Below are 18,583 nucleotides of genomic sequence, written 5' to 3'. Positions count from 1 at the left end.
CTCTAAACAGATATTTAATATTGCTTAAGCTATATTTAATTCGATATTTGCAGATTCAGCAGCAGCAATATAAATTGCTAAAACGTTTATGTACTTTTTGACTCTTGCAGTGTTTTGAGTTGGAGGGTGAGGTGGTATATAAACTGGCAGTTTGCCTACAGCAACAGCGTTTATAATATCTCTGGTCTTTTCACCTGTTAATTGGGCATACGCCTCAAAGGTCAAAATAGGTGCAGGAATGGATAAATTTAGTGTTGTCATGTTAATATCTCACTGTCTAATTGAAGCTAACGAAACGAAGACTAAGTAATATAAAATATTACGTCAAGTGATTTTTTAAATACCTAGTTGTAATACAGGTAATTACATTGAACATAAACTGCGCGCAAGTATTTGAAAAACTTATGCTTTTATACGGTTGTGACAACCCAGCTCAAATTTCAATAAAATTTGATAAAAATAGAGCGTGGAGTGGACAAATGATTAAAAAGAACTCAATTCCATATCCACAATGTGTTCAGGCATGTGAAGAAAAAAATGTAAGTATGGACTGGTTGTTATTCGATATTGGTGAGAAAGGCACACCAACAACTGTCAACCGCTCTGAACTAATAAATAATTTAAAAGAGTCATTCTATGAATGCTGGGAACTAGATTTATTACCTGACTATCAAACTGAAATAATGCCTGCAATAGCATCATTATTTGCAAAGAACTTAGAAGATCTTGTAGAAATATCAAAAGATAAAAAAATTATCAAAGATAAAAAAGTAATTTAATAGTCCCACCATAAAACATCACATGGATAGGGAATCTATATTTAAGGATAAACATTATGGCTAAATTTCTAAATACGAGTGCAACTAACTATTACCTCGAAGAACTAATAAAAAACACATCAGACCGTTTAATTTTAATTAGTCCATTTTTAAGGCTAAACGATCGTATTAAAGAGTTACTAGAAGATAAAAACCGATTAAAAATTGATATTCGTATTATCTACGGTAAAAGTGATTTACACCCAAACGAAATTAATTGGCTTAATGAACTCTCTTTTGTTAGAACGAGTTTTTGTAAAAACCTACATGCAAAATGCTACTTAAATGAAAACTCTTGCATTATAACTAGCTTAAATTTATATGAATTTAGCCAGGTTAATAATAATGAAATGGGTATTCATATCACGAGAGATGAAGACCCTGATACATACAAAGATGCTTACGAAGAAGCACAACGTATTATTAGAATTAGTGATGAAGTAAAAGTGTCTCTTGAGAAAGTAGAGCAGCCGATTGAGGCTAAAAAATCAATCGAAACTAAGAAAACCCAAAGTAATGAGGTTGAAAATAGTGAAGTTCAAAATAAAGGTGAAGGTAAAACAGCAAAATTAACATCTTCTAAATTAGCACAAAAACTAAAACTAAAAACGGCTGATTTAATGTTAGCACTCGTTTCTACAGGCTATTTAACACACAAAGATGATAAATATTCTTTAACCGATGAAGGCAAAAGTATTGGTGGTGAATTTAAATACAGTAAACGTTTTGGCCCTTATTTTATTTGGCCTGAAGATACAGATATTGGCAGTTAATCATTATAATAAACTTGAATTAAACTAACAACTTAAAGGTTCAGTAACTCTTGGAAATAATGAAAAATTTAGCCAGTTTTATAGAACCTAACCTCCCCCTATTTTCAAGGTTTATATACCAGTAACTGTTTTAGATTGCCAATAAGACAAGTAACAAGATATCGCAATAGAGGATATTGATAAGAAATAACAAGCACCCAAAAATATAAAGTTGTTAAATGTTGGTTCAACTATAACCATTGAAGGTGGTGCTATTAATAAAGCACCTGCAATTACCCGATAAACTCCAATCAAACTAAATCCAATTTGATCTGAAATTTGATGTAACCTAGTTTTAAGTTGAGAAATTGAATTAATAGGCGAATAAAAATAACAATTCAAAAACCAAAATATAAAATGACTCAAAACTAAAAAACAAAGATAATAACTTAATACATTTGGTGGAACCATTGATTTAAGAAAAATAACTAATCCCACTACACCAGAATCCTGAAGCATTAAAATACAGGGAATACCACCTAGTAATAATGAACAGATGATCTCTCTAAATATAAAGCTCTTGGGTGTAACTTGATTTCGCTCCATAAAAACCTCTGTTATGTAGTATTACTCGATTCAATATATCTACACTTTGGAAATGCGCTACATGCCCAAAACTCATTACCTATAGCCTTTCCTTTTTTAGCAATCTTAACAGTCATTTCAGATGAACATTTAGGGCAAGCTTTATTACCTGACTCTTTTGGAGTTTCAGGACTAATATCAACATTACTAACCTCATTTTCGATCATATACGAAGTTATCTTTTCTCGAATATCTACAACACTATATGAGACTTTTGCTGGAACTCGAATTAGTGGAAAGCTCGCAGATTTACAGGCCCCCTCTAAAAAGGCATCTCGTGACTTTTGCTTCTTACTATTGTGAGACCGATCATCAAGCTCAATAGCACAAAGGACAGATAAGTCATCTTTATTACACAGAATAAAATCAAAGTGCTTTGCTGATATTTTATTAAAAGCTATTTGCCATTTTCTCCTTGTAGCTCCTCTTTCAGGAGTAATTACATCGGCTACGCGTACCTTACCAAAGACAACCGTTTTTTCATCTATAGCATGATTTAAAACTCCAAGAAATGATCTTTCTGCGGGCGTAAATAAAGCATCTAATTTTCGATATAAAGGCTCTTCTTTTTCAATAGGTTGATAGTTTTTGACTTTAAACTTCAAAAATATGAACAGAGCAAAAACAACTAATATTAAAACAATAAAATCCACAACTTCTCCTTAAGTCTACTTAACAACCTTTAAAACTTTATCTTCATCAGATATACGTGTTTTCAGCTTTCTTTCAATATACAAATTATAACGAGCAGTCCAATCATCTTTCTTCTCTTTACGTATATCAACAGGCATTTCATTTATTTCGTAAAGCTCTTTTAATAATAATTCTGCAAGCTCTGGTAACGATATTTCTTTAACTTCTGTATCGTCAACACGCTCAATCACCCTTACCTTTAACGCTATAACGATTGCAACAAGGCAAACAACTAAGACAAACGGGACTTCAAAAACCACTCACTAAAACTCCATTTAAAATTGAACGCAAACATTGCAACTATCATTAATGCTGTAGCATTAACTGTTACCGAATAAACAGAGTAAAACCAATTATTAGGCTCTCTTAAAACCATAACCAAATAGTGCATATATAAACACGACACTATATTGATACTTGATAAACGATATATCCAAACCAGTGCATTATGACTTCTTAACCTTTTGGTTAAATGAAACATAAAACAAAAAATTATCGTTAAAGCCTCATACATAGCCCACTGTAAATAATAGAATTCAGGCCCTACAAGCTTCCCCGAAGGTAAAGTTTCTAATAAGTTAAAAGCAAAATTACTTAATACATAAGAAATAGAATAAACAGAAATACCAACTTTTAAGGATGCTTCATTTTTATATCGATAAAAAACTAAAAACAAAGTAATCACAAATAAAATGGTAATGAAGTTCTCTATAAAAAGTCCAAAGTCGTAATTATTAAATATACTAAAATCAATCATTACTTTTGCTGTGGAATCACAACAACACCACCGCCACGCATAGGTGTAATATCACCACCGCTAATCAACTCTAGCGCTTCTTTACTTATTGTGACGCTACCGGAAGTTTGCACTTCGGCCTTAACAACTTCAGCTTTTTGTTTCTGTATTGAACTAGAATTAGTTAGGTTTAATGAAGTAGGTTGATTAGAATTAATTTGCATAACATTCCCTTATTAACAATATTGCAATAATATACCATGCACCTTATGTGGAAACAATGACCCCAATCAAGAGACGGAACTGAAATTATGTCTATTACAAAGCTATCTGACGGAAAATATTTCTTAGATATAAGACCTTGGGGCCGTGATAAAAAACGGATACAGAAAAAATTCAGTACAAAGTCAGAAGCAACCCGCTACCAAAACTTGATTTTGGCCGAGGCACAAAATAAACCTTGGAACGGAGAAAAAGACGACAAAAGAAAACTATCCCAATTAATACCTATCTGGTTTGAGTGTCATGGTAGAACTCTAGCAAACCCTGATAAAATGAAAGCTAAATTAGAGTTAATTTGTAAAGGCTTGGGGGATCCTGTTGCATCAAAATTAACAGCAATTGAATACACAAAATATAGAGGTGAACGACTCAAAACTACTAAACCTAAAACAGCTAATAATGACTTAACTTTCATTCGTGGTCTATACAATAAATTAATTGAAATGGGCGATTTAAAATACCCAAATCCCCTAGCATCAATCAAACTTATAAAATTACAAGAAACTGAATTAGCATTTTTAAGCCACACCGACATTGAAGAACTAGAGATAGAATTAAAAAACTCAACTAATAAACACGTTCATATTGTTTCATTAATTTGTTTATCAACTGGCTGCCGCATTAGTGAAGCGTGTAATTTAAAAGGCAGTAATGTTATTAAAACTGGTAATGAATATAAAATTACTTTCGTAAACACTAAAGGTAAAAAACGCAGAACAATACCTATATCAGAAGAAATGTATAATCAAATACCTAAAAAATCAGGTCCATTATTTAGTGATTGTAGAAAGGCATTTGAACGTGTCATTAAGAAGACAAGTATTGAATTACCTGAAGGTCAATGCAGCCATGTTTTAAGACATACATTTGCTAGTCATTTTATGATGAATGGGGGAAATATAATTGTATTACAGCGCATTTTAGGCCATGCTAAAATAGACGAAACAATGCGATATGCCCACTTTGCACCATCACATTTAGAAGATGCTATAAGACTTAACCCTCTTTCAGAACATTCTAAAGATATGCACCTTGATTAAGATAATGTTTAGATAAACAGAAATTAGATTTTAGAAATATTCAATATTGGCTGACAGCAGCAAAGAATATTCGCGAGTTCGGTCATCGGCATTTAGCAGTTGAAAATCCTCCACTATAATCAATTAACCTGATTTAGTGGAAGATAGTTGTTACCCGCTTATTCAACAGTTAACTTAAAAGCCTGAAAAGAACTGTATTTTCATACGAACCTTTTATGTTGGTTTTGTATTTTCCCATTTTATAAATGCGACGAAAAGGCTACTTACTAGTGAGACGAGTATAGCCATAGAAAACAACGTTGCTGCAATTATTAAAATCCCTTGCAGCTTACTATTGCCAGGGTCTATTGCAATAAAGTCCATGTATATCCAAGCAGGAAACATTGCCAAGGCTGCTACTATTAGGATATAACTACCAGCTCCTAAAAGTCTTGATATAAACAATAGGGGTTTTAAGTTTTCAGTTTGTATTTTTGAATATGGATATAATTTCATTTTTTAACCTCTACTCTATTTACAATTATAATAAAATATAAAACCTAACCCTGTTGTAGATACTCGGGTCGGTGTGCATTGAATGGCCGGTCCGCCCTCCTTTTTAGTAAACTTTTGAACATAATTGTTAAATCGGTTCGCAGAATCATTACTTGAAAACCTGTAATCATTTGATGCTAGTTCTGCTATGGTAGTCGGTATTGTATTATTATCTTTGTCTCTCGATGATAATATTTTAAATTGCCTGCTAGCAGGATTAAATGTAACTTGTGCTGTTCCGTTTGGAACTTCCATTAAGGAATCTGCGTAGAATTCGATATCAAGATATGCATCCAACTCATATGCACCTGGGATTTTAATGGCATTGAATATATTCTGTGTCACTCTATCAATAAGCGAGGTAGTTTTAGCAAAGTAATAGTCATATAGGTCATTTTGAATGGCTGCTGTTGTTATAAAATCCAATGGATTTCCTTTAGCGCGTAAGGTTCCTGTATAAATATATCCTGTACGAGACTTTGATGGTGGAGTGGTGCCTGGCATACCTAAACCAGGCATACTTGTCATTTCCACCATTAAATCAACTAAATCTCGTCTATATTGGTATATTACACCTATATCATGTATTTCATCAGAAGTGGGTGAAATCTGCCGTGCAGTGATTGAAGGCTCACCATATTCATCAGTAGTTTTAAATACTTTAAACTTAATGACATTTTCATTTTTAATATCGGCAACGATAATGTCTGATGATCTCTTAGAAACAACACTGTACTTTGCAGCATTCATTGATTGACTCAATGAACAGTCATTACAAATAACAAGATCTGATGTATACGCTGAAACCGGTTGAATTAGCATAAAGCTTGAAAGTAATAAGAGTCTTTTTAACATTTTAAATTCCTTTTTAGTGTATATACTTTAAAAAAGGACACTCTATTCTGTCTCCAAATTAGAGTCAAGATATTTATACTGAAGAAAACAGTGCAACCCGAAAGCATCCACAAAACATCCACAACGACTAGATTTTATAGGGTTGTACTATACACCACTAAAACGCAAGGCATTGATTTATATGCAAGTCATTGTTTTTACAATGGTATAGATATAATCGACGCTTTCCGGACGGGGGTTCAAATCCCCCCAGCTCCACCACATTAAGATAAGCTGTTGTTTTAAGAGCAACAGCTTACCTTTTTACTTTTTTTATCATTTTGCACACATTGATTAAACCGTCTTCTGACAAAGTAACTTAGTAAAAGCAGCTCAAACCAATTAAAACCAACAGCTTAACCAGCAACATTTAACAGGAAAGCTGTTTCCAACACCCACCAACATTCACAAAACATCCAAAGTGAAAATTTACAACCCACGTAAAGGTATAATTCAGTTGTAGATTTAAAATCCTGCAACTAAAAAACTGCAAACCATTAGAGAAAAATACAGGGTTATGTGAAGAGCATAGTGATGCAAATATGAGCTACTAGTTCAACACAGTATACGTATTTCTAATCTACGTAGCGACGGCATTTATCGGTAAACGCAGTCAAGCTTGACAATATTTTTTTGACTTATAGCTTTATGGGAAGTACCTTTATTGGGTTTGCAGATTGTAAACGCCATGAATTATGAAATTAAAATTAATAAACATCCAATAATAATAAGGATATAAAAATGACACTTAACTTAAATAAAAAGAAACTTAAAAACCTTTCAAAAGACAATAAAACATTACCACAGGATATGACTGCACAGATCGGTGGTGCACAAAGGCCTAACTTCAGTCTTAATGGTGAGGTTTTTTGTTCTCCGACTAAATATTGTATTTCAAATAATGGCTGCTAAATAATAAATTTTTATTAGACTGCTTCAGCTTAGATACCATTTCACAACATAAAACCGTAGTAATACAAAATGTAACAAGTAATAAAAAAACGAAAACTATAAAAAAGGCTGCCAAGATTTTATCTTTACTGCCTTTTTATTACATTCGTTTTTCTAGGTTTCACTATAAAAATTGTAATTTAAAAAAGGCTTACTCAAAACTGACTAATGAAAAAGTACTTCGACCTGAGTCATTCATTGTCAATATTTATATAAATACTTAGCTATTTCAGAGGCTAGAACAACAAGTGAAAACTTTATCTGCTGTATTTTCTACTGACTTAAATATGATTGAATTTTGTGTATCTTGAGGTGTTACTTTCATTCTATCAAAGTGAGTAATTCAAAAAATCTAATACTCAAATAAAAGGTAAATTACAGTTGAATACATTTAAATTAAAAGTTCAAAAAAGCCAACCGCAATTTACCCATGTTAATCTTTTTTAATACAGCTTAGCTGATTAAAGAGGCTTAACATTCGTTGCACATGGGCCTTTTTGTCCTTCACCCACTACATACTCAACCTTTTGGCCTTCATCAAGTGTTTTATAGCCGTCAACTTGAATTTCAGAGTGGTGAACAAACAAATCTTTACTACCGTCTTCAGGAGTAATAAAACCAAAACCTTTGTCTGCATTAAACCATTTTACTGTACCAGTACTCATATTCTTACTCTTTATTATTAGGTGAACTAAAAATGACTACTCTCGCTATCACCATTACAAGACTAGCTTTAATTTTTTATGCCGGCTATTTAATGTTTAAACTTTAAGCATTGCCAGTGTAGGCGTTCGGTTAACAATGCTTTTTATCTGCTAGATTTCATACTTGACCTTCAAGCCTTTAAAATATGAATAAGTTACGACTTAACTATTTCCCTAATTAGAGCAGATTGCGACTTCAGTTCTTTTCACACAATAACTTAGTATATATTCAACTTCGTATTTATCAACATTCGGTTGCTATGTATATATATGAAAATTTCAAACTTTTTTACAGCTAAAAATAACAGAAATATAATTTTATGTTTTTTGAAAAGTTCATGAATTGTAATTTTCTGATGGCATAACTTACTATACCGTTTTGTACTCATTTTTAAAACATTACATTGTCATTCTTTTGCTTCTCTGGCACGGTTTATTCTACATTCCAATGCCCAACAAATTTTCCATTTTTCATTCTAAAATATCAATGACTGCGTAGCTAAGAAGATCCGTCGTTCTTTTAGTATGTTAGTAAACCACTCAATTTGGGCATTTATTTCATCTCTAGTTTCATACAAGGTTTTTAGTGATTACTCATCATTCATAGCCAATTCTAAATAATATACCTGTATATAAATATTTAACATATTATATATTCATGAGGTTATAGGTTTATCAAGTTGAAGCTCCATCTTGAAATACGGTATACCTGATTTATAGAATTCAGTACCTTGTTGTTCCATGCCAAATTTTTTATAAAATCCAACAGCAGTTTTACGTGCATCACACCAAAAACATTTTATTCCGGTTATTTTCATTTCATCCAAGATATATGCAATAAGCTTAGTTCCAAGACCTTTGCCTTGGAATTCCATCAAAGTTGCAAACTTTCTTAGCCTAGCAATGCAGCCATTTATATAAACTGAAGCGACACTAACTAACTTATTATTTAAGTAAACACCATAGTGATTTGCTTTTTCATCACCTTCAACTTTACAAAATGAAGCGGGTTTATTAGGCCATAAAACAGTATGTCTTACTGGTAAGGTTTCATCCCATTGAATAGTTCTAATTTTCATTTTCTCTCTCGTAAAAAATAAATTTCTTGTAGCTATTTTTATTGATATATGCCGCTATCATTAAGGCCTACACTCGTATCTAACTGACTATACTCACTTTATTTTAAAGGATTCAATTAGTGACATACACACAAAAATAAATTTATTTATGCCAGACAACATACAAGTCATTTTATAATTAAAATATGACTTTTCATTATTTAATCGATCTTTTTTAAATCTCTCCTATATTTAAATTGACTACTCTGAAAAATTACATCAACGGAGAACTTGATGCTTCCTAAAAAACCTCAAAAATATCAAACTAATTTATCCCAAGCTCAAACGTCTAAACAAACTCACCAAGCTCTTCAAACTGAGGCAAGTGATGACTTCGATATCATAGTAAAAAAACCAAAAAAAAATACAGATATAGACGCTAAAATCGAAAAAAATGATGACCCTTACATGTATTTCACTGAAAAAGATTTATCAAGAATTTTGAATAATTTAGATACTTTAAGAAATGATGTTTATCCAGCTCCATTAGATCTCGAAGAAAGTGAAAAAAAAGTCCCTAACTTCCCTTCTGTTTGTTTAATTGGTTTAGGTCGTTGTGGTTCTAATATTGCGTTAGATGTTGCAGCATTAGTGCACAGCGCAAGAAACTACTACCTAAATGAATTTCATAATGCGATGAATAATAAAAAAGAGCATGAAGTTAAGTCTGTAAAGTGGTTAAAACGTAGCTTGAAACTTGAACATCAAAAAACGAATAAACCCGTTTTCTTAATTGAACCCCTCGTTATGTTGGGCGATTTAGATAAAGATATAGAGGGTAGGATCAGGTTTTCTTCACAAAAATTTGACCAGAATTTTTTAGCCGATTATAACAAGCTCAAAGTAATGGATTTATCAGAAATCCATGCTGGTGGTGCAGGTAACGCTCCGATTTTAGGACAATATTTAGCTAAATTAATACTCAATAAAGATACCGCTCAATTCAATAATTCAGATTGGAAATTTATACATTCCTATTTAATTGATTCGTGTGGTATTAAAGCAAATCAATCAAGGTTATATTTTTATATTTTTAGTGCTGGAGGGGGAACTGGTTCAGGTATGGCTTCGGAGTTTGGCCTTGCGCAGCAATATTCCTATATGAGTAAAACATTTGATATACGCTCAGAAAAAGAACTTTCAATGCAAAGCCAATCCTTTGTTTTTGAACCTATATTCACCAGTGGTATTTGTGTACTACCTAATATCAATGATCCAAGTATTGAGATGTCTGAAGCATTGCATATCAATGCAGGGCGCTTACTTTGTAAATATTTAGCCGAAGAGTGGGACTTTTCATACAATATAGAAAATGAAGAAGACAATATAAATAAGTCTCACCACCGTATTCGGCCTTGGAATGCCATGATGTTAATATCAAATGACATCATGCGGTATGCTGATCAAAGTGATACTGATGGTAATATAAAACACATAGACGTTAACACTATGGAGAAATATGCAAATCAGTACATCAGCCAGCAAATCTTTAATATTTTAACAGCACAAGCAGTTACGACCGATTACGATGATAATTATTTTCATCGTGCAGGTATAGATATTGGTGAAACAATTCGATTAGATGCTAATGATTTATTTATGAGCTTAGCAGGCCCTGTTGGCATTGCATACGCCGAATCAGTTGTTATTGGTAGCCCTGCAATAAGTGATACTGCTAAGGGGGATATACAACTAGATATAGATGATTTATTTTACAGATCTATCGACTTACCGCACTTTAATAAAAGTACACAAGCAATTGAAGGCATTAGCTTGCTGCCAATTGAGTCCGAAAGTTATAGAGAAATAATGAAAAGCTACAAAGATTCTAATTATGACTACAAAAGCATAAGAGATTTACACTTTTTCAAAAACTGTTCATCAATTGTTTCCATTATTTCTTTACCAAAAGACTACAAATTATCTTATTTAGATTTAAATAAACTCAAAAAACATCTCAGTAACTTATTCCCGAATACGACTTTAAAACGTTATGCCCTTGTTATTGGAGCATCTGCAAATTTATCGTTAACTACTTTAATCGCAAAAAGCCCTTGTTTAAGTGATGACTTTTTAACCCTTATTGTTGCTTATATTAAACGTTGTTTTGCCAAAGAAGAATATAAATTTGATGACTCAATAGATAGTGCCATTATTGACTTCATTCAATCTCCAAAACTGGATGAAGCCAAACTTGATGCTATGCTTAATGAATTTGAAAACCCAGCAAAAATTCTCGATACAAATTGGTATGCTATAAAACCTATGTACGAAAAAAAATACAGAGAACTTGTTCGTGAAGAAGAAAAGTTCACATCTATAAATGACATTCGCTTAACTTCTGATAGCGTTAAAAAATCGATACATTATTTACGAGAGATATATCGTTATCGTATTAGTAAAACAAAAGTAATTTCATTAAATCAATCTATTAGTTTAAGTAAAAAAATGACAAAAAAAACAAAACCTAACCCAAAAGATAATTCCGAATAACAGTATCTATGGGTATGCTATTTTCAAAAGCAGCTTACTCATAGTTAATTAAAAACATATTAATTTGAGCCATGGTATAATTCTACTAATAATTTTTTTGAGGTTAACATGGCACATACAGCATCAGCTTTACATATTTTAGTCAAACATAAAGAGCAAGCAGAAGATATTATCAAACAGTTAAATAAAGGCGCTAAATTTCATGTCTTAGCAAAAAAATATTCATCTTGTCCGTCAGGTAAAAAAGGAGGGAGTTTAGGTGAGTTTAGAAAAGGTACTATGGTACCGCAATTTGATAAAGTGGTATTCACCAAAGAGGTTTTAACCCCTCATTTAGTTAAAACAAAATTTGGTTGGCATGTAATTAAAACTTTATATCGCACTTAACCTAACTTGCGGACTAAGGTTAAAATTTATATTCAGCTCCAAACTTAAACCAACGTCCGGTTTGTTGATACGGATGTACCACTGTACCGCCTTGACGCCATGTTTTATCAAATATATTTTTTACATTAAATGTAACAACCATAGGTAAACTTGGTATTTGCCACCTGATGTTCATATTAGACAAAAAAGTTGGCGGTAGCATATTTTCTGGTACTTGGTATTCAACTCCTTCATTAGGAAAAGGGTCTTCAACGGGAACATTATTAAAAGCTATATTAATAGGTGACTTACGGCTTCCAATATATTTGAGTGATAATTGATAAGATACAATATCATTTAATTTTTGGTCAAATATTAAATTAAATTGATATCGTGGAATATTATATATTTCATTATTATCAGCACTATAACCTTCAGACTTTTTAATCTTATAATAACTCCCAATAAACCTGAACGTACGCTTTTCAAATTGATAAGTGAATTCAGGTTCTATGCCTATTGTTTTTAATTTACCTGCATTTATAAATAAAGGCTCATTTGGCAACGCTGTTTTTTTTCGAAAAACAATATCAGTATATTCGTTATGATATAAGTTGAATTTAAGTTGTGATCTCTTATTTAAAAAATGAAACTCAGGTGTAAATTGAATAGACTTTAATATTTCAGGCTTTAAATCTGATGATCCTCTAAATGATGCGAAGCTCGAGTATCGATTCCAATAAGGGGGATCTACAAATGATTTTGCATAAGATAGTTTATAGATACTATTCCCTTTGTTATATAACAAAGCTATGCGGGGACTTACCTCTTTAATATCTGTACCAGTTAACCTTTTTTTGGCATCAAACCTAACACCTGCATTAAGTTTTAATTTTTTAAAAATGGGCTGCTTATACTGTAAGTAAGTCGATAATATCGACTCTTTTCCTAACTTTAAAACTGGTTCACCATTAAATAAAATAGGCCCTGTAATAACACCATTTGACCCAGCGGTTGCCTGACTATTTGTTAATTTTGTATCATCAAAATCAATACCTAAAAGTAACTGTGCCCAATTAAAATCATGTAACCATTGAACACTCAAACCATAGTCATACTCTTGCCATGCAACATCAACAAATGCATTTGTTTGCGCATTTATTACAACAGGCCCTTTTATGTCATTACTGTCGTAATAAACTTTTATGTGTAAATTATTTCTATTATTCACATTCCAATCATTTTTTAAATAATAATGCCACCAAGTAGACATAGCACCAGGAGATACCCCATTAACTAAAGGTATATTTTTAATAGAGTATGCTTCACCTGAAATACCTCCAGTGGTGAGTGGTTCAATATAATGTCCTTGACGATGATTAACTAAAAATGACCAGCTATCATCTACTTTAATAGTTAAACCTAGATCATACGAAGCTTCATTAAAAAAACCATCTAAAACTGAATAAACAGGCATAACATTTGGTTTTGGAGAGTAATCATCTTCAGGTTTAATTAAAACCTTTTCACCATCACTTTCAACAAACTTAAACCATGAAAAATAATCTATTTTATTTTTTTTATTTCCAAACTCAAAATATAATTCTTTATATCCATAATTGCCAAACTCAGTACTTCCTACAAAACCTGCAACACTTTCACCAGATTTTGAAATAATATTAACAACACTCGTTAAAGCAATATTACCATGTACTGATGATCCTGGTCCTCGCAATACCTCTATACGCTTTATTTTTTCTAAACTAATTGCATGATCTGGATTAGCCATTGAATATGCCCGACTATTCAACCTGTGACCATTAAGTAAAATTAAAAATTTTTGCTGTGAAGATGTATAAATCCCCCGAAATGAAACATTATATTCATTTTGATCTTGCACTTGAACAAAGCTTGGAACATATAATGTCAGTAAATCTCTTAAAGTATAAACACCACTATTAACAATCATTTGTTCTGAAATAATAGTCACTGCTGTAGGTGCTTCAATAACCTTTTCTTCAAACCCTGAAGCTGATTTAATGATTACTTCACCAAGGGCTTCAATAGATAAAGAAAATAAATCCACCTAATCAGAAAAAGCAGGAGTAGATACAAAAAGCAAAAAACACTTAAATAACTGAAAACGATTCATACATAACTTGACTTCAATTTCATGCTTTAATTATAGAAGAATAATCAAAATAGATAAGCAAAGGCACTTTTATTTAAGAACAAAAAATTTATCAACTTAAAAATTTAGCTTTATAATCATGGTATATACTTACTACTTAATCTTTTTATTTGTAATAATTTAAATCTAAGGGGTTTTTTGCCTATGATAAAAAAATTCATTCAAGGCTTACCTAAAGTAGAATTACATCTTCATATTGAAGGCTCATTAGAACCAGAGCTCATGTTTAAGTTAGCACAGCGTAATAATATTAATATTCCTTTTAATGACCCTAATGAGGTAGCTAAAGCTTACGAATTTGAAAATTTACAATCCTTTCTAGATATTTACTACCAAGGTGCAAACGTACTAATACACGAACAGGATTTTTTTGATCTCACTTGGGCATATTTATTACGTTGCAAACAAGATAATGTTATTCATACTGAAATATTTTTTGACCCACAAACTCATACAGCCAGAGGGATCCAATTTAGTACTATAATTAATGGTATTGATAGAGCTTTAAAACAAGCAGAACAAGAACTCAATATCACAAGCAATCTTATTATGAGCTTTTTAAGGCATTTAGACGAAGATGCCGCTTTTGAAACTTTAGCTCAGGCTTTACAGCATAAAGATAAAATCATTGCCGTGGGTTTAGATTCATCGGAGCAAGGCAATCCACCAAATAAATTTCAATACGTATTCCAACAAGCATTAAAAGAAGGTTTTTTAACAGTTGCTCATGCTGGTGAAGAGGGACCTGCTAGTTATATAACTGAAGCATTAAACTTATTAAAAGTTTCACGTATTGATCACGGCGTACGCTGTGTTGATGATCTTGAATTATTAGAGCACCTCATCACCCACAAAATAGCATTAACCGTATGTCCATTATCTAATATCAAGCTACGCGTATTTGAACACATGGAGCAACACAACATAGTTTCACTTTTAAGAAAAAATGTCTGCGTTACAATAAACTCAGACGATCCTGCGTATTTTGGCGGCTACATCACAAACAATTTTTTAGCCGTAGCACAAGCTCAGGAAATGAATTTAGACGAAATAGCACAATTTACATACAACGCCATTAATGCCAGTTTTATTAACCATGATGAAAAAATAAGACTCACTAACATTATTAATGCTTATGTAAAAGCATTTAAATAAAAAGAGCACTAAGATGCTCTTTCAATTTATAAAAAATTAAACGGCAATCCAGCACTTTTTAACCAGTTCTACTTCCTTATTTAAAATTCGACCTTCAAAACACGATCCTGAATGAATCACCCCCACCCCTTTAGGTGTACCAGTCATAACAATGTCACCATCTTGTAAGTCCATAAAAGTCAGAATCTCTTTTAAAATTTCATCGGGTTTATACATCATTAACGCAACGCCACCAGACTGAATAATTTCACCATCAATTTTAAGCTCTAAAGACAAGCTGCTATCTATATTATTAATAGATACAAAATCACTAAAAATAGCTGAACCATTAAATGCTTTTGCACGCTCCCATGGCAAGCCTTTAACTTTTAGTTTACTTTGTAAACCTCGCTTTGTTAAATCTAACCCAAAACCCACAGCACTAAAACGCCCTTGTTGATAAATAAAACACAACTCAGCTTCATAGTGTAAAGTTTCTTGATGACAAGCAGATAACTTATGAGATATCGCAGAGTTTGGTTTTAAAAATATGACCATTTCATCGGGAACTTCATTATCAAGTTCGGCAATATGAGCGACATAATTTCTGCCAATGCAAATTATTTTATTTGGTGTAATTTGACTATCATTAAGTTGAACAATTTTCAAATTTAACTCCTGTTTTTAGCAATATAATACCAACTTCATAAGATAAGTATTCTGAATGTACAATCGCTGTGTCGTCTGAATCAATGTAGATACTTAGCTTTAATCAGAAAAACTAAACCAATACTCCTTAAAATTGACCCTCAGCTATATTTTTTTACTTTCTAAAAAGAGTTGCTATAAGAAGAAATCGACGTCATTTTATATGAAATAAATGAATATGTTTTAACAAGTTTATGATGATGGATATTCACTAAATAAATGCGAGTAAAAACACTTTTAAATCAATATATCTTCCCTTTAGTGAGATAACGCTACTCACCCCTTTAAACAGTTATTTTTAATTAAAAATTAAATTATATAGACAAAAGTTTAGTTATCCATGTTTCAAAACGTTTCACCTTATCCCAACTAAAGTGATGAGCGGGTGCCACTAAATACAGTGATCTCGGGTTATCAAAATAATAATTGAGCACATTAATCAAATTACCATTTCTTAAATGCTCGTCAACTAAAACTTTACTAACAAAAGCAATCCCCTGCCCCGCCAAAGCACTTTGAATGATTGGTAAAGCATCTGTTGTTTTAAGTCTTGATTTAAGCCTGCTTCGTTTTATGTCAAATTGCTTACAACAGTCATTAATTGCTTCTTGAATATCAGAACTTGTATCTTCAAGCAAAGGCAAATCAAAAATAATATCTATATCATTTTTATTTTCTTTAATAATTAAAGGACTCGAAATTAGAATAATTGAATCTTCAACTAATTTTCGACTTTTAAGCCCTGAATAATCACCTAAACCACGCCTTATTGCGATATCAATATCTAATGCTTCAAATGTATCTAGTTTATTGTTGGGTGAAAATTGCACGCTTAAATTTGAGTTTTTTTCTTGAAACTCACTTATTTTTGGAATTAATAAAATAGAAGTAACCGAGTGTAATGCACTTATTCGAAGTTCATTGGCATTAGGTTCAAACTTAACTGCATTAACACCATGATTAATTTGCTCAAATGCATGCTCTATATATGGCATTAAGAGTTTCCCTTTTTCATTCAACTTTGTTTGCTTACTATTACGCTCAAATAGCTTGCATCCTAAGTGACTTTCTAGCAAACGGATTTGTTGACTCACGGCAGCCTGCGTTACATACAAGTTTTCAGCTGCAGCTTTAAAACTATTATTTTGAGCCGCGCTCAAAAATACTTGAAGTGATTTTAATGGGGGTAAATTTTTCATAACTTAAGAAAATCTTAACTACCGTTAAATTTATATCGTTTGATAGATAATAGAACAAAGACTAATTTAATAATCAAGTTTATTTATAAAGAGATTATTATGAAATTCATATCTATATTATCAGCTGTATTACTTATATTTATATCTACTACATCAGTAAATGCACAAAGTCATAAGTTATATTCAAATCAAGGTTATCCATATAACTTACTCATTAAACGAACAGATAAAATTAAGATTATCTACAGTGAAAGCGAAAGTTCGACAAAATGTAGAGTTGAGATCAAATGGAAAAATAGCCATATTTCAACTCAAAGCATTAATATTAATCATTCAAAATTCAATCAAAAACCTCTTGCGAGCTGCTTACCCAGAGCGCAAGCAAAACTCATTCTAAAAAAAACATTTAGTTAACTTTTAAGGTCTCTTGGTCTTATGCGTATTGATATTTTTAATATTGATACACATAATTTAAGTCAATGTAATTTGATTGAGAATTTGTTTTGCATGTTCTAATATTGATGAATAAACATCCATAAAAAGCCCATTTCATATGATAAAAAAAATTATATTTTTTTTTATGTTTATCAATTTTAGCAATACCTATGCATCAGACCACCAAGGAAGTATCAATGCTGATAAATCACTTCTAATCTCTGAAATAGCAGAAATATATCAAGCATCTATGACTTATATTTTTAAAAATCAAACACTCATAAATCAAAAAGGAAGTGATAAATCGGGTTTATTTGGCAAATCTTTCTTATTAAATATAAAAAAAGCTTATCGCACAAAATTTAACAAACCTTTTCCTAGTGATGAACATATATTAGTAAAAGCACTTCTTAGAGTAATGATTGAAGTAATGGAAAGTAATCGTACCCTTTTTTATGATGATGATATTCAATTTAAAGGCTTTATACCTGCCATCTTTGCCTTTCAATTATCGGAAAAACTATCAAAAAAAGGATTAGGGCTAAAAATTAAGTTTACAAGCACACCTGATATGATCCGAAATCAATTAAATCACCCCGATTTATGGGAGGTTGAAACAATGAAAAAAATACAAGAGTCAGCACTTCCGCGCTACTATGATGACAAGGCCAAATATTTGAATAAAACGGCTCAAAGGTATTTTTTACCCGTGAAAATGCAAACTTTTTGTTTATATTGTCATGGTAAACCTGAAAACAATCCATTAAACAAAAATCGAAACAAACTTCAATGGACCAATATAGATAAAACAGGCTTTCCAATGGAAAATTGGACCTTAAAAGATTTTGGTGGTGGTATCAGTATTATTATTTATGATAAATAGCAATAGA

General features: G+C 31.7%; 22 protein-coding genes. 9 read left to right on the top strand and 13 right to left on the bottom strand.

Annotation, left to right across the window (positions count from 1 at the left end; all coding sequences use genetic code 11):
• Nucleotides 1-24: 24 nt before the first annotated feature.
• Nucleotides 25-261: a hypothetical protein gene (locus BM088_RS02140; protein ID WP_091979418.1), complete on the bottom strand. Its 237-nt coding sequence runs from the start codon at nt 259-261 to the stop codon at nt 25-27.
• A gap of 107 nt (nt 262-368) precedes the next feature.
• Between BM088_RS02140 and BM088_RS02135 the strand changes: the two genes are divergently transcribed.
• Nucleotides 369-779 carry a hypothetical protein gene (locus BM088_RS02135; protein ID WP_091979416.1) on the top strand — a complete coding sequence of 137 codons (411 nt, stop codon included), beginning with the start codon at nt 369-371 and terminating at the stop codon, nt 777-779.
• 56 nt (nt 780-835) lie between these two features.
• Complete coding sequence (locus BM088_RS02130; RefSeq protein WP_091979414.1) at nt 836-1,591, top strand: phospholipase D family protein; 756 nt, start codon at nt 836-838, stop codon at nt 1,589-1,591.
• A gap of 111 nt (nt 1,592-1,702) precedes the next feature.
• On the opposite strand, the gene BM088_RS02125 is transcribed toward BM088_RS02130, so the two are convergent.
• The 5 genes from BM088_RS02125 to BM088_RS02105 are packed head-to-tail and all read right to left on the bottom strand — an operon-like array spanning nt 1,703 to nt 3,868.
• Entirely contained in the window at nt 1,703-2,176 is a 474-nt protein-coding gene (locus BM088_RS02125; RefSeq protein WP_091979413.1) for a hypothetical protein, read from the bottom strand.
• A gap of 11 nt (nt 2,177-2,187) precedes the next feature.
• On the bottom strand, nt 2,188-2,868 hold the full coding sequence (locus BM088_RS27640; RefSeq protein WP_091979411.1) for a DUF2726 domain-containing protein: 681 nt from the start codon (nt 2,866-2,868) through the stop codon (nt 2,188-2,190).
• Between the two features lie 15 nt (nt 2,869-2,883).
• A complete protein-coding gene (locus BM088_RS02115; protein ID WP_143085024.1) occupies nt 2,884-3,168 on the bottom strand; it encodes a hypothetical protein in 285 nt (94 codons plus the stop codon).
• Nucleotides 3,141-3,665, bottom strand: a complete 525-nt coding sequence (locus BM088_RS02110; RefSeq protein WP_091979407.1) for a hypothetical protein — start codon at nt 3,663-3,665, stop codon at nt 3,141-3,143. The genes BM088_RS02115 and BM088_RS02110 overlap by 28 nt, the downstream gene beginning before the upstream one ends.
• On the bottom strand, nt 3,665-3,868 hold the full coding sequence (locus BM088_RS02105) for a hypothetical protein (RefSeq protein WP_091979405.1): 204 nt from the start codon (nt 3,866-3,868) through the stop codon (nt 3,665-3,667). The genes BM088_RS02110 and BM088_RS02105 overlap by 1 nt, the downstream gene beginning before the upstream one ends.
• Before the next feature lie 87 nt (nt 3,869-3,955).
• On the opposite strand from BM088_RS02105, the gene BM088_RS02100 reads away from it, so the two are divergent.
• Complete coding sequence (locus BM088_RS02100; protein WP_091979403.1) at nt 3,956-4,966, top strand: phage integrase; 1,011 nt, start codon at nt 3,956-3,958, stop codon at nt 4,964-4,966.
• A gap of 213 nt (nt 4,967-5,179) precedes the next feature.
• On the opposite strand, the gene BM088_RS02095 is transcribed toward BM088_RS02100, so the two are convergent.
• Entirely contained in the window at nt 5,180-5,461 is a 282-nt protein-coding gene (locus BM088_RS02095; RefSeq protein WP_091979401.1) for a hypothetical protein, read from the bottom strand.
• 15 nt (nt 5,462-5,476) lie between these two features.
• On the bottom strand, nt 5,477-6,355 hold the full coding sequence (locus BM088_RS02090) for a hypothetical protein (protein WP_091979399.1): 879 nt from the start codon (nt 6,353-6,355) through the stop codon (nt 5,477-5,479).
• 780 nt (nt 6,356-7,135) lie between these two features.
• On the opposite strand from BM088_RS02090, the gene BM088_RS27095 reads away from it, so the two are divergent.
• Nucleotides 7,136-7,306, top strand: coding sequence for a hypothetical protein (locus BM088_RS27095; protein ID WP_177207928.1), 171 nt, complete (start codon nt 7,136-7,138; stop codon nt 7,304-7,306).
• Between the two features lie 500 nt (nt 7,307-7,806).
• On the opposite strand, the gene BM088_RS02085 is transcribed toward BM088_RS27095, so the two are convergent.
• On the bottom strand, nt 7,807-8,010 hold the full coding sequence (locus BM088_RS02085) for a cold-shock protein (protein ID WP_091979397.1): 204 nt from the start codon (nt 8,008-8,010) through the stop codon (nt 7,807-7,809).
• 695 nt (nt 8,011-8,705) lie between these two features.
• Nucleotides 8,706-9,128 (bottom strand): GNAT family N-acetyltransferase, encoded by a 423-nt coding sequence (locus tag BM088_RS02080; protein ID WP_091979395.1) that lies wholly within the window; start codon nt 9,126-9,128, stop codon nt 8,706-8,708.
• 273 nt (nt 9,129-9,401) lie between these two features.
• Between BM088_RS02080 and BM088_RS02075 the strand changes: the two genes are divergently transcribed.
• Together BM088_RS02075 and BM088_RS02070 are read left to right on the top strand one after the other, a co-directional pair.
• Complete coding sequence (locus tag BM088_RS02075; RefSeq protein ID WP_342742220.1) at nt 9,402-11,660, top strand: hypothetical protein; 2,259 nt, start codon at nt 9,402-9,404, stop codon at nt 11,658-11,660.
• 108 nt (nt 11,661-11,768) lie between these two features.
• Nucleotides 11,769-12,047, top strand: coding sequence for a peptidylprolyl isomerase (locus BM088_RS02070; protein WP_091979393.1), 279 nt, complete (start codon nt 11,769-11,771; stop codon nt 12,045-12,047).
• 19 nt (nt 12,048-12,066) lie between these two features.
• On the opposite strand, the gene BM088_RS02065 is transcribed toward BM088_RS02070, so the two are convergent.
• Nucleotides 12,067-14,112 (bottom strand): TonB-dependent receptor plug domain-containing protein, encoded by a 2,046-nt coding sequence (locus BM088_RS02065; RefSeq protein ID WP_091979391.1) that lies wholly within the window; start codon nt 14,110-14,112, stop codon nt 12,067-12,069.
• Between the two features lie 252 nt (nt 14,113-14,364).
• Here BM088_RS02065 and BM088_RS02060 point away from each other — a divergent pair, with 252 nt between their 5' ends.
• Nucleotides 14,365-15,372, top strand: a complete 1,008-nt coding sequence (locus BM088_RS02060; protein WP_091979671.1) for an adenosine deaminase — start codon at nt 14,365-14,367, stop codon at nt 15,370-15,372.
• Between the two features lie 36 nt (nt 15,373-15,408).
• Here BM088_RS02060 and BM088_RS02055 read toward each other — a convergent pair whose 3' ends face one another.
• Both BM088_RS02055 and BM088_RS02050 read right to left on the bottom strand, forming a co-directional pair.
• Complete coding sequence (locus BM088_RS02055) at nt 15,409-16,020, bottom strand: fumarylacetoacetate hydrolase family protein (protein WP_091979389.1); 612 nt, start codon at nt 16,018-16,020, stop codon at nt 15,409-15,411.
• A 353-nt stretch (nt 16,021-16,373) separates the two neighbouring features.
• On the bottom strand, nt 16,374-17,258 hold the full coding sequence (locus BM088_RS02050; RefSeq protein WP_091979387.1) for a LysR substrate-binding domain-containing protein: 885 nt from the start codon (nt 17,256-17,258) through the stop codon (nt 16,374-16,376).
• Nucleotides 17,259-17,357: 99 nt separating this feature from the next.
• Between BM088_RS02050 and BM088_RS02045 the strand changes: the two genes are divergently transcribed.
• Nucleotides 17,358-17,672, top strand: a complete 315-nt coding sequence (locus tag BM088_RS02045; RefSeq protein WP_091979385.1) for a hypothetical protein — start codon at nt 17,358-17,360, stop codon at nt 17,670-17,672.
• Nucleotides 17,673-17,811: 139 nt separating this feature from the next.
• Entirely contained in the window at nt 17,812-18,576 is a 765-nt protein-coding gene (locus BM088_RS02040; RefSeq protein ID WP_091979383.1) for a Tll0287-like domain-containing protein, read from the top strand.
• Nucleotides 18,577-18,583 lie beyond the last annotated feature (7 nt).

The sequence above is a fragment of the Pseudoalteromonas denitrificans DSM 6059 genome, assembly GCF_900112265.1.
Lineage (GTDB): Bacteria > Pseudomonadota > Gammaproteobacteria > Enterobacterales > Alteromonadaceae > Pseudoalteromonas > Pseudoalteromonas denitrificans.
This window is presented reverse-complemented; position numbering and strand designations above follow the sequence as displayed.

Excerpts from the sequence above, each read along its gene's own strand:
- BM088_RS02130 (WP_091979414.1), top strand. The coding sequence starts at position 836 with ATGGCTAAATTTCTAAATACGAGTGCAACTAACTATTACCTCGAAGAA.
- BM088_RS02125 (WP_091979413.1), bottom strand. The coding sequence starts at position 2,176 with ATGGAGCGAAATCAAGTTACACCCAAGAGCTTTATATTTAGAGAGATC.
- BM088_RS02105 (WP_091979405.1), bottom strand. The coding sequence starts at position 3,868 with ATGCAAATTAATTCTAATCAACCTACTTCATTAAACCTAACTAATTCT.
- BM088_RS02075 (WP_342742220.1), top strand. The coding sequence starts at position 9,402 with ATGCTTCCTAAAAAACCTCAAAAATATCAAACTAATTTATCCCAAGCT.
- BM088_RS02080 (WP_091979395.1), bottom strand. The coding sequence starts at position 9,128 with ATGAAAATTAGAACTATTCAATGGGATGAAACCTTACCAGTAAGACAT.
- BM088_RS02095 (WP_091979401.1), bottom strand. The coding sequence starts at position 5,461 with ATGAAATTATATCCATATTCAAAAATACAAACTGAAAACTTAAAACCC.
- BM088_RS02050 (WP_091979387.1), bottom strand. The coding sequence starts at position 17,258 with ATGAAAAATTTACCCCCATTAAAATCACTTCAAGTATTTTTGAGCGCG.
- BM088_RS27095 (WP_177207928.1), top strand. The coding sequence starts at position 7,136 with ATGACACTTAACTTAAATAAAAAGAAACTTAAAAACCTTTCAAAAGAC.
- BM088_RS02090 (WP_091979399.1), bottom strand. The coding sequence starts at position 6,355 with ATGTTAAAAAGACTCTTATTACTTTCAAGCTTTATGCTAATTCAACCG.
- BM088_RS02085 (WP_091979397.1), bottom strand. The coding sequence starts at position 8,010 with ATGAGTACTGGTACAGTAAAATGGTTTAATGCAGACAAAGGTTTTGGT.
- BM088_RS02110 (WP_091979407.1), bottom strand. The coding sequence starts at position 3,665 with ATGATTGATTTTAGTATATTTAATAATTACGACTTTGGACTTTTTATA.
- BM088_RS02070 (WP_091979393.1), top strand. The coding sequence starts at position 11,769 with ATGGCACATACAGCATCAGCTTTACATATTTTAGTCAAACATAAAGAG.
- BM088_RS02045 (WP_091979385.1), top strand. The coding sequence starts at position 17,358 with ATGAAATTCATATCTATATTATCAGCTGTATTACTTATATTTATATCT.
- BM088_RS02100 (WP_091979403.1), top strand. The coding sequence starts at position 3,956 with ATGTCTATTACAAAGCTATCTGACGGAAAATATTTCTTAGATATAAGA.
- BM088_RS02140 (WP_091979418.1), bottom strand. The coding sequence starts at position 261 with ATGACAACACTAAATTTATCCATTCCTGCACCTATTTTGACCTTTGAG.
- BM088_RS02040 (WP_091979383.1), top strand. The coding sequence starts at position 17,812 with ATGATAAAAAAAATTATATTTTTTTTTATGTTTATCAATTTTAGCAAT.